14 protein-coding genes and 1 tRNA gene are annotated in these 17,354 nt (G+C 39.4%); 4 read left to right on the forward strand and 11 right to left on the reverse strand.

The window, feature by feature from the left end; translation table 11 throughout:
* The 8 genes from purM to RYP29_RS06560 form a co-directional block, all read right to left on the reverse strand.
* The coding region (purM, locus tag RYP29_RS06525) for an AIR synthase related protein (RefSeq protein ID WP_311532688.1) at positions 1–433 on the reverse strand (433 nt) is incomplete at its 3' end.
* Positions 420–1,838: an amidophosphoribosyltransferase gene (gene purF, locus RYP29_RS06530; protein ID WP_311532689.1), complete on the reverse strand. Its 1,419-nt coding sequence runs from the start codon at positions 1,836–1,838 to the stop codon at positions 420–422. The genes purM and purF, both read right to left, overlap by 14 nt.
* Positions 1,839–1,852: 14 nt before the next feature.
* The gene (gene purC, locus RYP29_RS06535; protein WP_005377738.1) at positions 1,853–2,581 is read right to left on the reverse strand and encodes a phosphoribosylaminoimidazolesuccinocarboxamide synthase; all 729 of its coding nucleotides are present in this window, start codon (positions 2,579–2,581) and stop codon (positions 1,853–1,855) included.
* Between the two features lie 24 nt (positions 2,582–2,605).
* Positions 2,606–3,097 carry a 5-(carboxyamino)imidazole ribonucleotide mutase gene (gene purE / locus RYP29_RS06540; RefSeq protein ID WP_005377732.1) on the reverse strand — a complete coding sequence of 164 codons (492 nt, stop codon included), beginning with the start codon at positions 3,095–3,097 and terminating at the stop codon, positions 2,606–2,608.
* Positions 3,098–3,480: 383 nt separating this feature from the next.
* Positions 3,481–3,921 carry a hypothetical protein gene (locus RYP29_RS06545; protein WP_005377730.1) on the reverse strand — a complete coding sequence of 147 codons (441 nt, stop codon included), beginning with the start codon at positions 3,919–3,921 and terminating at the stop codon, positions 3,481–3,483.
* A gap of 9 nt (positions 3,922–3,930) precedes the next feature.
* A complete protein-coding gene (locus tag RYP29_RS06550) occupies positions 3,931–4,383 on the reverse strand; it encodes a hypothetical protein (RefSeq protein ID WP_009661657.1) in 453 nt (150 codons plus the stop codon).
* Positions 4,384–4,415: 32 nt separating this feature from the next.
* Entirely contained in the window at positions 4,416–4,991 is a 576-nt protein-coding gene (locus RYP29_RS06555; protein ID WP_005380212.1) for a xanthine phosphoribosyltransferase, read from the reverse strand.
* A gap of 113 nt (positions 4,992–5,104) precedes the next feature.
* Positions 5,105–6,010 (reverse strand): LysR family transcriptional regulator, encoded by a 906-nt coding sequence (locus RYP29_RS06560; protein WP_005377632.1) that lies wholly within the window; start codon positions 6,008–6,010, stop codon positions 5,105–5,107.
* A 247-nt stretch (positions 6,011–6,257) separates the two neighbouring features.
* Here RYP29_RS06560 and RYP29_RS06565 point away from each other — a divergent pair, with 247 nt between their 5' ends.
* From RYP29_RS06565 to RYP29_RS06575, 3 genes are all read left to right on the forward strand, one after another.
* Positions 6,258–10,001 (forward strand): phosphoribosylformylglycinamidine synthase, encoded by a 3,744-nt coding sequence (locus tag RYP29_RS06565; RefSeq protein WP_311532690.1) that lies wholly within the window; start codon positions 6,258–6,260, stop codon positions 9,999–10,001.
* Positions 10,002–10,223: 222 nt separating this feature from the next.
* Entirely contained in the window at positions 10,224–11,459 is a 1,236-nt protein-coding gene (locus tag RYP29_RS06570; protein ID WP_005382151.1) for an FprA family A-type flavoprotein, read from the forward strand.
* 137 nt (positions 11,460–11,596) lie between these two features.
* Positions 11,597–11,687, forward strand: a tRNA-Ser gene (locus tag RYP29_RS06575).
* A gap of 80 nt (positions 11,688–11,767) precedes the next feature.
* Here RYP29_RS06575 and mmuM read toward each other — a convergent pair.
* The 3 genes from mmuM to RYP29_RS06590 all read right to left on the reverse strand — a co-directional run bounded on the left by mmuM (position 11,768) and on the right by RYP29_RS06590 (position 15,830).
* A complete protein-coding gene (gene mmuM, locus RYP29_RS06580; RefSeq protein ID WP_311532691.1) occupies positions 11,768–12,787 on the reverse strand; it encodes a homocysteine S-methyltransferase in 1,020 nt (339 codons plus the stop codon).
* Positions 12,788–12,795: 8 nt separating this feature from the next.
* The gene (locus tag RYP29_RS06585) at positions 12,796–13,587 is read right to left on the reverse strand and encodes a basic amino acid ABC transporter substrate-binding protein (RefSeq protein ID WP_311532692.1); all 792 of its coding nucleotides are present in this window, start codon (positions 13,585–13,587) and stop codon (positions 12,796–12,798) included.
* 302 nt (positions 13,588–13,889) lie between these two features.
* Positions 13,890–15,830: an OPT family oligopeptide transporter gene (locus RYP29_RS06590; RefSeq protein ID WP_287543121.1), complete on the reverse strand. Its 1,941-nt coding sequence runs from the start codon at positions 15,828–15,830 to the stop codon at positions 13,890–13,892.
* 236 nt (positions 15,831–16,066) lie between these two features.
* On the opposite strand from RYP29_RS06590, the gene pepT reads away from it, so the two are divergent.
* Positions 16,067–17,290, forward strand: a complete 1,224-nt coding sequence (gene pepT / locus RYP29_RS06595; RefSeq protein WP_205097384.1) for a peptidase T — start codon at positions 16,067–16,069, stop codon at positions 17,288–17,290.
* The last annotated feature ends 64 nt before the right edge of the window (positions 17,291–17,354 follow it).

The following is a 17,354-nucleotide window of genomic DNA, read 5'->3' on the forward strand; positions in this document are numbered from 1 at the left end:
CTGTTTCCCCACCAAGGAGAGCACAACCTGATTCTTCACAAGCATTAGCGACGCCACGTACGATATCAGCGACTTGTACGGGATCAAGTTTACCAACCGCTACATAGTCTAAGAAGAACAGAGGCGTTGCCCCTTGCACAAGAATATCATTTACACTCATGGCAACACAGTCTTGTCCAATCGTATCATGTTTATCCATCATGATAGCGAGGCGCAATTTTGTGCCAACACCGTCTGTGCCAGATACCAGCATTGGTTCTTCCATGGAATGACCTGCTAAGGAGTATATGCCACCAAAGCCACCTAAATCACCTACAACACCTGCTGTGTATGTTCTTTTTACGGATTCTTTCATCAACTCTACGGCTTTATTACCGGCATCGATATCTACACCTGCATCACGATAGGTTAATCCTGTTTTATTCGAGCACATATTTGACCCCTTCCTCTTGTTCTGTAGGCACATCTACCCTGTAATCGCCATTGAAACAAGCGAAACATAAATCCGCTTCTGGCACGCCGCTAACAGCTCGACACAAGCCTTCTTTTGATAGATAATGCAATTTATCTGCCTTAATATAATCTCTAATTTCTTCAATTGTATGTGTGGCCGCAATCAATTCTTTACGAACTGACGTATCAATACCATAATGACAAGAATATTCGATGGCCGGCGAGCTAACACACATATAGATTTCCTTAGCGCCTGCCTCTTTTAACATCTTAACGATAAGGCCGCTTGTGGTACCACGCACGATAGAGTCATCGATTAATACAATGCGTTTACCGCCTACAACCTCTGGCATAGCATTTAGCTTCATACGCACAGCTAGTTCCCGTTCTTCTTGGTTAGGTTTGATAAATGTACGTCCACTGTATCGATTTTTAATCAAACCTTCTGCAAAAGGGATGCCCGACGCACGAGCATAACCAAGAGCAGCCGTCGTGCCAGAGTCGGGAATAGACATGACGATATCTGCATCATATTTAGTTTCATTATATAGTTCACGTCCCATATTGAGTCGTGTTTCATATACAGATTGGCCATCAATTTTACTATCGGAGCGCGCAAAATAAATATATTCAAAGACACAAAGTTTTTTATCAATTTTTTGAGGTTCTGCATAGATTGTGCTGCGCACACCACGATCATCGATGATAACCATCTCACCTGGGTCAATATCGCGAATAAATTCAGCCTTTATAGCATCAAAAGCACAGCTTTCACTAGATAAAACATAACCATGTGCAGTCTTACCTAAGCAAAGAGGTCTAAAGCCTTGAGGATCGCGAACCCCAACGAGAGAGTCATTAGTTGTAATAACCAAGGAGAAGGCCCCTTCGATTTGTCGAGCCGCATCAGCAATGCGTTCCTCTTGCGTTTCAGCCTTAGAACGAGCGATTAAGTTAACGATAACCTCTGAATCCATAGTTGTTTGAAAAATGGAACCATCTGCTTCAAGTTGACGACGGATGTCTAGAGCATTCGTCAAATTGCCATTATGGGCTACTGCAATTTGGCCACCTTGATAATGGATTACGAGAGGTTGAATATTACGTGGGTTATTAGAGCCAGTTGTAGAATACCGAACATGACCAGTCCCCATATGGCTTTTTAATGTTGGTAATTCCTTGATAGCCTCAGTCAATAAACCCATACCTTTTTTTAGAGCCACTTCATTACCATCGGTAATAGCGATACCTGCACTTTCTTGTCCGCGGTGCTGAAGGGCAAACAATCCCCAGTATACATATCGTGCAACGTCAACAGTGCGGTCAAACACACCAAAGACGCCACATTCTTCATGCCATTTGTCAAAAATTGGATCGTAGTTCATCAATAACCCCCAGGTTATGCACGTTCGCCCGTTAAGCGGAATAACATTTCTTTATAAGCTTCTTCGATATTGCCAAGGTCGCGACGGAAACGGTCTTTGTCGAGTTTTTCACCTGTTGTTGCATCCCAGAAACGGCATGTATCAGGAGAAATTTCGTCACCAAGCAATACTTCTCCATTATGTGTACCAAATTCAAGTTTAAAATCGACTAATGTTACATTCTTAGTAGCCAAGAAGTTTTTAAGGATATCGTTAACCTTCATAGTAATTTCGGAAATTCTATCCAATTGTTCTTGCGTAGCCCAGCCAAGAGCTGTGATTTGAGATTCGTTGGCAAATGGGTCGCCAAGTTCATCATTTTTGTAGCAGAATTCAAGAATTGGATGTTTAAGAGGCGTACCTTCTTCAATGCCAAAACGTTTAGCCATAGAACCAGCAGCAATATTACGAACGATAACTTCTAGAGGAACAATGTTCAACGTCAATACTGTTTGGTTACGGTCATCTTCACGACGAACGAAATGTGTTGGAACGCCTTCTTTTTTCAATAATTCAAAGAAGAATGAGGAAATTTTATTATTCAATACGCCTTTACCAAGGATAGTATCATGTTTTTCACCATTAAATGCAGTGGCATCATCTTTGTAGTGAACAATATATGTTTCCTTGTCATCTGTTTGATACACTTGTTTTGCTTTGCCTTCGTATAAAAGTGTTAATTTTTCCAAATCGATATTAGCCATGATAGTAATCCTCCTATGTAATAATTATTTATTTAATTCTGCTTGTAATGCAGCATTATCTGCTAAAACCTTGTCAGCCATGTCTTTGCGATAGGCAACATATTTTTCTTTTAGTTCCTTGTTGAAAGTAGCACCGATTTGTACTGCAAATAATGCAGCATTTTTTGCACCATCTACGGCCATTGTTGCTACTGGCATACCAGACGGCATTTGTACGATTGCCAAGAGGGAATCAATGCCTTTTAATGCGGTTGCATTAAGAGGAATACCGATAACAGGTACGGTTGTAAAACTTGCCACCACTCCAGGTAGATGGGCTGCAGCGCCTGCACCTGCGATAAAGGCGATTGCTCCTTCTGCTTCAAGGCGTTCCACAAAAGACTTAACAGCCTCTGGTGTACGATGCGCAGAAGCGATCACCATTTCATAAGGAATATTGAATTCATCTAATATAGCAGATGCTTTTTTCATCGTGTCTAGGTCAGATTTACTGCCCATGATAATGCCAACCTTCATTGTTCCTCCTTAATAAAAAAACTCGACCTAAAAAGGCCGAGTTTACGCACTGATAGCGTTAGCAGAAATAGTCATAATAGTAACGGATGTTAGGTTCATATGTCTCTTCATGATAACGCCTCCTTATCTGTATCTAAATTGTATCAGACCAATTTGTATCGGTCAATCATTTTTCGAATAATAATTATATTAGTTTTTATAATCGTTCGTTATATTCCGAACTATATAATACTTATATTAAAAATTACACAGTATGATACGAATAATAATTATTATGTACGAATGTACATTGATAAAAAAAGACTTCCACACATAGGTATGGAAGTCCCTTGTATTCTATTCCCTATTCACACGATATACTATCGTATAAGGAATATCATATTTTATTGTACATTGCTTTCAAAAGCAGCTTTTAAATCGCCAACGGCCTCAGGAATATAATCCACAATCGACGTCATTAAAGCATACATCAACTCTGGTATAAACTCATCATTAGCACACATGTAGACGCAATCTAAATACAATGTAGAATCTTGTTCATCAATATAGAATTTATAGTTTTTATACATTGCATTCTCACGATTGATCAATGCATTAATGGCCGCCATATTCTGTGCTGTTACCTTTTCAGGGCCAAGCACTAAACGGATAACACTGTAAATACTATTATCTAAGATCACGAACATCGGCATATCCCAAAGCGGTGATTTAATATAGGATCGATATACGACTGTACCGTCTTCATCATCAAAATCTTTACGCTCAAAAGCCGTTACTTCTTCTGCCTTCATAAATTTATCAAAGGCTAATGCTTTAGGATTCATACTAACCTCTTATTTTGCTTGTCCTACAATTTTCAAAATTTCTGGATGAACTTCATCCAAGTGCGGTTTAATAACCTCTAACATAAGATTAACCAATACTGCTGGTTCAAATGTTTCAGCTGTAGATGGCACAGAAATATCAGTGTAAATATTGCTGTCTTCATCATTTACATAGTATTTTGTCACTTTAAATTGTTGGTTAAGCTCATTCAATTTAGGCAATACTTTTTTAATGGCTGCATCTGTAATGCTCGTTGTTGTAACTGCAACACGAATATAGGAGAATACAGAATCATCCAACACGATAAAAACAGGTAAAGAATTACCATGAATTTCTAAACGACCATGGTATACAACCGTATTGTATTCATCGCCTTCAATAACATCCTTTGTAAACCATGTATTACCAGATTTTTCAATGTCCGCTACTAGTACATCAAATTTCTCAGCTTTTACGTTCATTATTCTACCTCTCTCCGCAAAAAACTATAGGACTAGTCCTCTATAAAAACACATTTATTATCTTTAAATTCTTTGATGCGCACTAAGGATTCAACACGGAAACCAGCATTTTCTAAGCGTTCACGACCTGGTTGGAAAGACTTTTCAATAGCAATTGCCATACCAACCACTTCATCGCCTGCATCTTTTACAAGTTTAGCAAGCCCCATAGCTGCTTCACCAGAGGCCAAGAAGTCATCAATAATTAAAACTTTTTCGCCTGCTGGCAAGAATTTTTTAGAAATTGTAATGTCATAATTTTCTTCTTTTGTATAAGAATATACAACAGAATGATACACATCATCGACCATAAGAATAGATTTTTTCTTACGCGCAAATACTAATGGCACATCTAGTTCAAGAGCAGCCATCAATGCCAAGGCAATACCAGATGCTTCAATGGTAACAATACGTTGAACACCAGCATCACGATAGCGGTCAGCAATTTCTTTACCAATAGCTTTAAATAAATGTGGGTCGATTTGGTGATTTAAAAAACCATCAACTTTTAATACACGATTGTTTAAGACAATACCTTCTTCACGAATGCGTTGTTTTAATAATTCCATTTCGTTTTACCTCCGCATAACTATCTTTAAATTTTAACGTAAATCAACGCTTAGGGTCAACAAAAAAACACACTTTATTGAAAAAAAGAATAAAGTGTGTTTGTAATTCATATTTATAAAACTTTGTCTCGTTTATCTTCACGATTAGTCAATAAATTTGTAAATCTAGCAGCGCCTTCGGATTGTGGAACGAGACGCGACCGAACAAGTACAATATCTCGCGTTGGCACAGGAATATCTGTATCAATTTTTACGACAGTACCTTCTTGCATTTTTTCTTGCACCACATTACTTGGCAACATAGCGATCCCCATGTTAATTTCCACAAGATCGAGAAGAACGTCTACACTACTCAATTCAAAACGCGGTTTACTACAAGCACCATGCGTTACTTCATCAAAGAAAGTACGGCTAGCTGTTCCCTTTTGTAGTAACAACATAGGCTCACTGAGCAATCGGCCTTGGTCAAAGAAGCCTGCCCCTTTATATTCATGACCGCCCACAAAGATATCTTGAATGCTCGCCAAGGTAGTAACTTCTAATTGTGTATTGCTACGCAAACCTTCGTAGTCATTAACTACAGCTAACTGCACTTCTTTATTAATGACCATTTCCACACAATCTGGGGACGGTCTATTTATGATATGCAAGCCAATTTGATTTTCTTGCAATTGCCATTTATGAAAGTAGGGCAACAAGAAATGACGACATAGTGTATCTGTAGCGGCAATATTCAAGCTTTCGTAAGCTTGATTCACCCGTTCTTGTAATTGCGTAATCCCATTATCTAGAATGGAAAATGCTTTGGCTACTGTATCGAATAATTCCTTGCCTTCTGGCGTAAATGCTACCGATTTAGTAGTGCGCACAAATAAAGGCATTTTTAATTCGCCTTCTAATTGTTTGATACTTTGACTAATTGCGGACTGCGAAACACCTAGCTCTTTTGCAGCGCGAGAAAATGACAAATACAACCCAACTCCTAAAAATGATCTATATAGATCTGCTGATACTGCCATTTTATCCTCCTCTGTTATATACTAATAGTATAGTAATACATTATTAATATTCTACTTTTTACTCAAAACAAGATGCTATTGTTACGGTTTATGAAATTTTGGTCTTATGACCTTCATGAAAATTTCATATTTATAAGTAGTGTTAATCTTTATATAAGTAAGATTATCTTTACTTATAAGTCTAGACCGACTATACTAATCTTGTCAACACCAGAACTCATTTATTCTGCATATTACAGGAGGCTATATGGCTATTCAACGACTATTTGTAAGAAAACGTGATGCTTTCGCTAATGAAGCAGCACATGTATTAGCTACATTACAGCAAGAATTACATGTACCAGCTACAGCCGTGCAAATCTATGAACGTTATGATGTAGAAAATCTTAGCGATGACGCATTACAAAAGGCTAAACATTTGATTTTTTCTGAACCACCTGTTGATTTAGTAGCAGAAACATTAGATATTCCAGCAAATGCATTTGTCTTTGCTATCGAATATGTACCAGGACAATATGATCAACGTGCAGACAGTGCAGAGCAATGTATTTCTATGCTCACACTTACAACAGGTCATACCGTTCGTTGTGCAAGAGTATTTGTCATAGAAGGTACTTTTACAGACAAAGAAAAAGAATCAATCAAACAATATTACATCAATCCTGTTGATTCTAGAGAAGCAAGTCTCGAGTTACCTGATACCTTGGCACTTAAACTAGAAGAGCCAGAAGATGTAGCTATCATCGACGGTTTTACAGACATGTCAGAGGATGCACTACAAGATATGATTAGCGAATATGGACTCGCTATGACATTGGCAGATATCAAATTAATTCAAAAGCAATACAAGAATGTAGAAAAACGCAATCCAACGATTACAGAAATTCGCTTATTCGATACATATTGGTCTGACCATTGCCGCCATACTACATTTATGACAGAGTTAACGGATATTACTATCGAAGAGAGTCGTTTCACAGAACCAATCAAGGAAGCACTAGAAGAATATACTGAAGGTCACAATTTGTTATATACAACTAAGGTGAAAGCTCGTTCTCTCATGGATATGGCCACATTAGCTGTAAAAGAATTGCGTCATGCAGGCGGTCTTACTAATCTTGATGAATCCGAAGAAATCAATGCATGTACTATCATCGTTCCCGTTGATGTAGATGGTAAAGAAGAAGAATGGCTCTTGCTATTCAAAAACGAAACTCACAATCACCCAACTGAAATCGAACCTTTTGGTGGTGCTGCCACATGTCTTGGCGGTTGTATCCGCGATCCTCTAAGTGGCCGTTCTTATGTGTATCAAGCTATGCGCATCACTGGTAGCGGAGACCCTCGCACACCGCTAGCCGATACACTAGAAGGCAAGCTACCACAAAAGAAAATTACTGTTGAAGCCGCACGTGGCTATTCCTCCTATGGTAACCAAATCGGCCTTGCTACTGGCGAAGTTAAAGAATACTATCATCCAGGTTATGTGGCAAAACGCATGGAAATCGGTGCTGTTATCGGTGCTGCTCCGCGCAATCAAGTGCGACGTGAAGTACCAACACCAGGTGATATTATCGTACTACTCGGTGGTAAAACAGGTCGTGATGGCTGCGGTGGGGCTACAGGTTCTTCTAAGGAACATACATTAGAATCCCTCGCTACATGTGGTGCAGAGGTTCAAAAAGGGAATGCCCTTACAGAACGTAAAATTCAACGCTTATTCCGTCGCCCTGAGGTAACAACACTCATCAAACGTTGTAATGACTTTGGTGCTGGTGGTGTCTCCGTAGCCATCGGTGAACTAACAGATGGCGTTACCATCAACCTTGACTTAGTACCTAAAAAATACGACGGTCTCGATGGTACAGAACTCGCTATTTCCGAATCCCAAGAACGTATGGCTTGCGTCATTGCACCAGCCGATGTGGATGCATTTATGAAATATTGCGATGAAGAAAATCTTGAATGCACAATCGTTGCCGATGTAACAGATACAAATCGCCTCATCATGACATGGCGCGGAGAAACAATTGTCGATATCAGTCGTGATTTCTTAAATACAAATGGGGCTAGTCAACAACAAGAAGCTGTAGTGACAGCTCCTACTGAAAAGTCTTATTTCCGCCGTGGTTCTGCAAGTGCCGACAATTTCAAAGATCAATGGCTCGAAGCAATATCTACATTAAACACTGCGTCTCAACAAGGCCTTGTTGAACGCTTTGATAGCTCAGTTGGGGCCAATACAGTGCTCATGCCATTTGGTGGTAAATATCAAAAAACACCTACCCAAGGTATGGTGGCAAAATTACCAGTTCTTCACGGTGAAACAACAACTGCTAGTATCATGACACATGGCTTTGTACCTGAATTGTCCGCTTGGAGTCCATACCATGGCGCACAATATGCCGTGCTTTTATCTGTTGCAAAACTTGTGGCACTCGGTGGCCGTCGTCAAGATGCATACCTTACTTTACAAGAATACTTTGAACGTTTACACTCCAAAGAATCTTGGGGTAAACCGGTAGCAGCACTTCTAGGTGCGTACAAAGCGCAAAAAGAACTTGAAATCGGTGCTATTGGCGGCAAAGATTCTATGAGTGGTACATTTATGGATTTAACAGTGCCTGCTACCCTCGTATCCTTCGCAGCGGTAACAGCTTCTGTTAAAAATATTGTAAGCCAAGATTTAAAAGGACCTGACCATCGACTCGTATACTTTGATGTACCTCGTACGTACAACGATACACCTGACTGGGATCACTTTAAAGAAAATTGTGATATCTTACAAGAGGAAATTGAAAAAGGCCGCGTATACTCTGCCTATGTAGTAGATCAAGGTGGCATTCCTGAAGCAGTTTCCAAAATGGCTCTCGGCAATAAAATTGGCGTTAAGTTCGACAAATATGCAGAACGAGCTATTTTCCAACCAGCTATTGGGTCTTTCATCGTAGAAGTAGATATTACAGCGGTTAACCATTTACTTGAATTGTCCGACGTTCGCGTTATTGCAGTTACCCAAGACAAACCTGTCATCGAATGGAACGGCCAATCTGTAACACTTGATGAAATCGAAAAAGCATACGAAAAACCATTATCCGATATATTCCCATTGGAAGCAAAATCCGGTACTGGTGAAGCAGTAGCTTACATTCACGATCAGCACGCAAAACCTCGCAGTACCTCCTTAGGTGCTAAACCAAAGGTACTTATCCCTGTATTCCCTGGCACTAACTGTGAATTCGATTCCGCTCGTGCTTTTGAACGAGCTGGTGCTATTGCTGACATCGTACTGATTCGCAATCAAACGCCAGAACAATTAAAAGAATCTATTGACGTAATCAAAGCTAAATTAGCAGAGTCTCAAATTCTTATGTTCCCTGGTGGATTTAGCGGCGGCGATGAACCAGATGGGTCTGGTAAATTCATGGCCACCCTATTCCGCAACCCATATCTTGCAGAAGGCCTCGAAAACCTACTTTATAAACAAGATGGTCTAGTTCTCGGTATCTGTAACGGTTTCCAAGCGTTGATTAAATTAGGTCTATTACCTGGTGGCCATATTGAAACATTAACGGCAGATCACCCTACCTTGACATACAATACCATTGGACGCCACGTATCTCGTATGGCCAACACTAAGGTTATTTCTACAAAATCGCCTTGGATGTGTGAAGCTAAGGCTGGCGAAATTTATACGGTTCCTATCTCTCATGGTGAAGGTCGCTTTATTGCCTCCCCACAACAAGTATTGGAATTCAATAAAACTGGTCAAATCGCTACACAATATGTCGACTTTGACGGTATTGCATCCATGGATGGACGCTTTAATCCTAACCAATCCGTAGCTGCTATCGAAGGCATTTATAGCCCTGATGGCCGCGTATTTGGTAAAATGGCACACTCCGAACGCTGTGGTGCAGATATTAGTAAAAATATTCCAGGCAACTTAGAAATGCCAATCTTCACATCCGGCGTAAAATACTTTAAATAATCTATATGGCCCATTCTTCGGAATGGGCTATATTTACAAACTTTCACAATACACATTCTAATATGTGAAAGTTATCACAGTTATAACACATTGACATATATCGATATATTGATTTTTTTCGAAAAAAACTGTATTATAAGATGTCAATATAATTAATTAAACCGTCATCACATGGATGAGGTTAGTTATGTATATACATATGTGTAAGGAAAGGATATTACTATGCATTGTGCTCAAAAAATGACCCATAATATCTACTGGATTGGTAGTAATGACTGGACAACTGAACGTTTTGAAAACTTATTCCCTATTCCAAATGGTGTAAGCTACAATAGCTATTTCATCGATGATGAAAAAACTTGCGTTGTAGACTCTGTTGATGCAGAAATTCGCGAAGAATACTTTGACAACTTATCCCACCTTTTAAATGGTCGTGATCTTGATTACATCATCGTAAACCATATGGAACCTGACCACTGTCAAACATTGTTAGAAACATTGGAACGCTATCCAAATTGTAAAATGGTTGGTAATGCAACAACATTCCGCATGTTCGAACAATTCTACCGCACACCAAAGCCTGATCAATATTACACAGTAAAAGAAGGCGATGAAATTTGCTTAGGTAAACATACTCTTGTATCCTACACAATGCCTATGGTTCACTGGCCAGAAGTAACTTGTACCTATGAAAAATCTACAGGTACATTGTTCTCTGCTGATGCATTCGGTACATTTGGTACAATCAATGGCAACATCTTTGCTGACCAAACTGATTTCGTAGCAACCTACGAAGATGAAGCTCGTCGTTACTACACAAACATCGTTGGTAAATACGGCCCTCAAGTACAAAATGCAATTCGCAAGGTTTCCGGCCTTGAAATCAAACGCATTGCTCCACTTCATGGTCCAATCTGGCGTACACCTGAAACGATTGAATATATCTTGCACAAATACTTACACTGGTCCAGCTACACAGCTGAAAAAAAAGGTGTTGTTATCGCCTTCGGTTCCATGTATGGCAACACTCGTGACATCGCTCAACAATTGGCTAAACAATTGTCTAAACGGGGTGTTACAGATATTAAAATCTACGATGTTTCCAAAACTAATCCTTCCTACATCATCGCTGATGCTTGGAAATATACAAACTTAGTAACAATTGCACCAACTTATAACTTGAACCTATACCTTACTATGGAAAACTTCATTCACGAGTTAAAAGCGCTTAACTTCCAAAATCATAAGGTATCCATCATCGGTAACCATTCCTGGGCTTCCGCTGCAATGAAAACAATGGTTGCTCATTTCGAAAACGACTTCAAAGATATTGAAATCGTATCCCAACCTCTTGATATCAAATCCTCTTTAAAAGAAGAAGATATCCCATTGATCGAAAAAATGGCAGACGATATCAAAGCATCCATCGATGCACAAGAAATCAAAGAAGTATTATAATATACTTACTAAAAGCCGTCCTTCGGGGCGGCTTTTTAAAACTCTTATGAAACTATAATAATTCTACTATTTTGTTCTTGACATAAATCTAACTTTTTCATATACTATACAAGTACCTGTTACACAACAGAATACATGGAGAGGTGTCCGAGCGGCTGAAGGAGCATGATTGGAAATCATGTGTGCGGTTATACCGTACCCAGGGTTCAAATCCCTGTCTCTCCGCCACATATAAGAAGGTTATCCGATGGATAACCTTCTTTTTTTTGTATATGAAAGAGGGCCTGTATCTAAACAGACCTTCTCATTTATTTTACATGTATTTGTTTTGCTACTTCTCGAATGATATCAGGATTTGTTCGGCAACATCCACCGATTATATTCGCACCAGCTTTGCGCCATATATCAATATAATCAATGAAGCTTTGTTGTCCGCCTGACCATGTTTTAGTTTCTCCATCATAGGTTTCACCAAGATTTGGATATACAGCAATTGGCTTATTTGTGACAGACCTAATATCTTTAATCAAGGATTCTACATATTCCGGCGCTGTACAGTTAATCCCTATCCCCGTTACTTGACGCACCTTATCGATCATTTCAGCGCATTTAATGATGGTCTCTCCGCTTGAGATATGATGTTCATCTTTGCAAGAGAAAGAAATCCATGCAGGAATGCCTTTTGTCGTAAGCGGATCACACAAGGTACGGGCAATAGCAATAGCCTCATCATAGCACGGCACAGTTTCACAGGCTAACACATCTGGGTTTTCTTCGCAGAATAATGCAATGCGAGGAATATGGAATACTTCCAAATATTCGGTTTGTACACCATAATCACCACGATATTCAGAGCCATCTGCCAAGAAAGCACCATATGGGCCAACAGAGGCGGCAACCAATGGTTTTGGTAAGGCCCCTTCAGAGAAGTAACGGACACTGCCATCTGGCAATTGTTCACCTAATGTAATGCCACGCAATGTAAGCGCATCATTCGCTTTAGCTTCTAAGAATTCATTACGTGCTTGCACGGCTAAACGAACGGATAACTTAACCAAATCTAGTGCTTCTTCTGTACCATACCCATGAGCTTTAAACCCGGCTACAGTCGCTTGATAACCGGAACTTTCAATAATATCTGCACCGGCTGCCAAGTAGGAAATGTGCACTTTTTTGATAATTTCTGGATTTTCAATAAGCATCTTAGACGACCACAACTCATCATGAATATTACATCCATGACGCTCTAATTCTGTACCGAATGCACCATCTAGTACAAGAGGTCCATTTTCCTTTACAATCTTCAAAAATGCTTTCCGTTTAGCCATTCTATCACCTATTTCAAATCTTCTGCAGGTGGTTCTTTACCAAACCACTTTTTATAAATCTCTGCATATTTACCATTAGCCTTAATTTTTGCTAATCCATCATTTATTTTACTAAGTAATTCCGTATTACCTTTTTTCACAGCAATACCAAGAGGCGCCGCATCATAGTCCTCACCCGTTACTTTAGCAATGCCACGGCCTTTATTATTTACATAATACTCATTTACCGGCGTATCGTTAATAACTACATCTACGCCTTTATTTTCCAATTCCAAAAAGGCATCAACAATAATATTAAATTGTCGTACATCCGCATTTGGAATTTTGCTAGCAATCTCAGCACCAGTGGATCCAATAGAAACGCCAATGCGTTTGCCTTCTAGATCCTTAAAGCTATGAATAGTAGTATTATCAACATTAACAACTAAGCCATTACCCGCTATATAATAGGGATTACTAAAATCAACAGATTTAGCACGGTCTTCGGAAATCGTCATATCAGAAATTGCAATATCAATTGTATTGCTTTGTAGTGCTGGTAACAGGGCATCAAAGTTTAAGTTTTGAATATCCGCTTCAATGCCCTCTTCTTTAGCTATAGCATTAATAATATCGATATCAAAACCATCCAACTTGCCCGTATCTTTGTCTTTAAATCCAAATGGTGCATAGGTCGCATCAGTGCCAACACGCCATACTTTATCATTATTACTAGTTGTAGTATTACCACAACCAGCTATAAATAGGCTGCTAGCAATGGTGAAAGCACCTAGTAGAGCCGCAATTCGTTTTAGTTTCATTATATACCTCATCAGTAAAAAGACTCTACTATTTAGTCACCTAGAATCTCATACCTATTACTAAATAAAATTTCTACATAATCTAACAACTATAGATTTACTCTAAAATAAAATAACATAAACATATCATATCACCCTATATATCCTAGGTCAATAATTCCTACTATATAAATATGTTTTATTTGGTATAGATTATATCTATATATCAAAGACAATCTCCCAATCACCTCATATAGAAAACGCTCTCTACGAATTATATTCATAGAGAGCGTTATTCGTAATCCCATTAGATGAGATTCATATTATTTAGCTGTTTTTTTATCTTTAATGTACATAGCTACCTTGTACAAGAATGCACAGAGTAACAAGTACATTACAATACTGAGGTATGTTGCTTCTGGTGTTTCTACCCATTCTTGAGCAAATACATCAATACCTGCAATACGAAGTACGGCACTGAACAAGGAACCAATAGCACCACCGGCTACAAGACCGGATGCAATTGTACTACCTTTGGAGAAGCGAAGATCTGCCAACGCTTTATCGTTTGTACTATTTTGTACAAAGTATGCAATCAAACCACCAACTAGTAATGGGGTATTGATTTCCATAGGTAGATATGTACCTAATGCAAATGCCAACGGTGGAACTTTCACCATCCATAAGATGATTGCAAACAATGCGCCTGCCATGTATAAAGGCCATTGTGCACTACCACCAGTCATCATTGGTTCAATGATGGCAGCCATCGCATTCGCTTGAGGAGCATTCAATGCATGGTCCCCTACAAAACCATAGGCACCATTTAATAAGATCATGACACCTACAGAAAGCACAGCACAGAGAATGGTACCAACGATTTGCCATTGTTCCATTTTTTTAGGTGTAGCACCTGTCATGTGCGCTACCTTAAGTTCTGACATAAAGTTACCGGCCATACCAATGGTTGTACCGATAAAGGATGCCATCATGAGAACTGCAATCATACCGACTTTACCAGTCATACCCGCAGCTGTTAAGCATACAGCAGAAATGATAATCATAAAGATTGTCATACCGGATACCGGTTCTGTACCAGTATAGGCAATGGAGCTAATACCTACTACAGCAAGTAAGAAGGACATGATTAGAACAATTAAGAAGGCTACGCCTGTTTGAGCGAGGCTTTCAGAATACATAAAGTGGAAGTATACGGCAAATAAAACGGTACATAACAAAATGCCTGCACCAATCCAAGATGTAGGAACATCACGTTGTGTACGAAGCAAATTAACTTCTGTAGTTTTAGATGTAAATATATCTAAAACCGCTTTTTTTACAACGTTGCCCACAACCTTAGACATGCTCAAGAGGCCAATAATACCGGCCATAGCGAGCATACCGATGCCGATATGACGCACATAATCAAGGAATACCTTACGAATTGGCGCATCTGCTAAGAGTACGGATTGACCATTGATGTGCATCACATGTTCTGGCGCTAAGAAATACACAACCGGAATACATACAAACCAAGAGAAGAATGAACCAGCCGCAATAATCGCTGCATAGCGAAGGCCTGTAAAATACCCGAGGCCTAGCAATGCTGCATCGGTATCTACAGCAGCCGTCAATTTAGTTTGGTCTGCTAAGGCAGCGCCCCATTTAAATGTAGCTGTACGAATGACCTCTTCCCACCAGCCAAGGCTGTTTAGAATAAAGTCATATACGAGAGCAATAAGGCCAGAACCTAACATCAATTTAGCTTTGCTACCTTCATTACTCATCAATACTTCAGCTGCAGCACGACCACTTGGGAACGGATACACATAGTGCATTTCTTCTACAAAGTAGCGACGGAACATAACGCATAATAGAACACCAAGTACGCCACCGAGAATAATTGGAATTGCCATTTGTGTAAAGGTTACATCTGTGACACCCCAAATATAAAGGGCTGGCAAGAAGAACATAGCCCCGGCTAATGTGTTTGTACTAGAGCTGGCGATTGCTTGAATGTGTACAGTTTCAGCAAACGCATTTTTCCGTTTCAAAATAACTGCTGTACCCATGGCAAGTACAGATACTGGAGCAAAGGCATCTACTGTTTGACCAATTTTCAAACATAGATAGCCAACAGCCAGTGTAAAGATTGCTGCATAGAACAGGCCCCAAAATACTACGTATGAATTAATTTCTTCGTAGTCCTTTTTAGGATCAAGTACCGGTTCTACGGGCGGAATAGAACGAGTTTCGTCCGACATAGTAAAACCTCCTCATAAAAAACACAAACGTATATCTATCCACCTTTATACTATCATGGTGCTATACACGTTTCAATTGCTTTATATGCATAATACGAATATTTTTACACATTATGCACCGATACACTTTGCTTTTTATGTACTACTGGTCTACAATTAAGATATATAGGCTAAATAGGTCTAACTATTGTATCAACCAATTATATATTCAATACATTCTCTCAAGGAGGCTTATTATGGAACCAATGGTTGAACGTTTTGTACGCTATACAAGCATAAATACACGGTCTAACGAGGAAAGTACAACGATTCCTAGTACGCAAACGCAAGTCGATTTCGCTACCAATGTGCTTGTTCCTGATTTGAAAGCAATCGGTCTTGATGAGGTCATCTACAATCGAGAAAACGGATTTGTCATCGGTACACTGAATGCTAATACAGATACAAAAGCGCCTTCGATTGGCTTTATCGCTCATATGGATACGGCCGACTATAACGCAGAAAATATTAAGCCACGCATCATTGAAAACTACGATGGCAACGATATTTGCCTCAATGAAGAGCATCAAATTTTTACACGCCGCGAAGATTTTCCTAATTTAAAAAACTATATCGGTAAATCTCTAGTCGTAACAGATGGTCTTACCCTACTAGGCGGCGATGATAAGGCTGGTATTTGTGAAATTATGGAAGCCCTCTCCTATCTTGTGGCTCACCCAGAAATCAAACACGGTAAAATCATGTGCGCCTTTGGCCCTGACGAAGAAATCGGCACCGGTGCAGACCATTTCGATGTAAAACAATTTCCTGTAGACTTTGCCTATACAATCGATGGTGAAAGCCTAGGTCAACTCGAATACGAAACATTCAACGCAGCTGGCGGAACTGTTACACTCAAAGGCGTATCAGTACACACTGGAACAGCGAAGGGAATCATGATTAACTGCGCTAAACTAGCTATGCAATTTGATGCACTATTACCAGGGGCCGCTGTCCCTGAACATACCTGTGGTCGTCAAGGTTTCTTTATGCTTATGAGCATGGAAACACAAGTGGATACAGGTAAGATGAACTATATTATCCGCGACCATGACAAAGAATTGTTCGAAGCGAAAAAAGCATTCTTCCTACAAGCCGGTCAAACATTAAATGAAATCTATGGCCGAGAAGTTTGCGAAGTATCTGTTAAAGATCAATATTACAATATGTACGACATCATCAAAGATAATATGGAATGTGTAAACGTAGCCAAAGCGGCCATGGAAAAAGCAGGTATTACACCTATTTGCGATCCTATCCGCGGTGGTACCGATGGTTCTAAAATTTCCTTCATGGGTATTCCAACACCAAATATCTTTACCGGTGTAGAAAACCTTCACGGACGTCATGAATTTGCATGTATTGATGATATGAAAAAAGCTGTTGAAGTTATCGTTAACATCGTAAATATCGAAAAATAATACCATAAAAATCAGAACCACCCGTAAAACGGGTGGTTTGCTCTGACCCTATAAGGGTCTTTCT

It is taken from the genome of uncultured Veillonella sp., from assembly GCF_963534045.1.
In the GTDB taxonomy this organism is placed as follows: domain Bacteria; phylum Bacillota; class Negativicutes; order Veillonellales; family Veillonellaceae; genus Veillonella.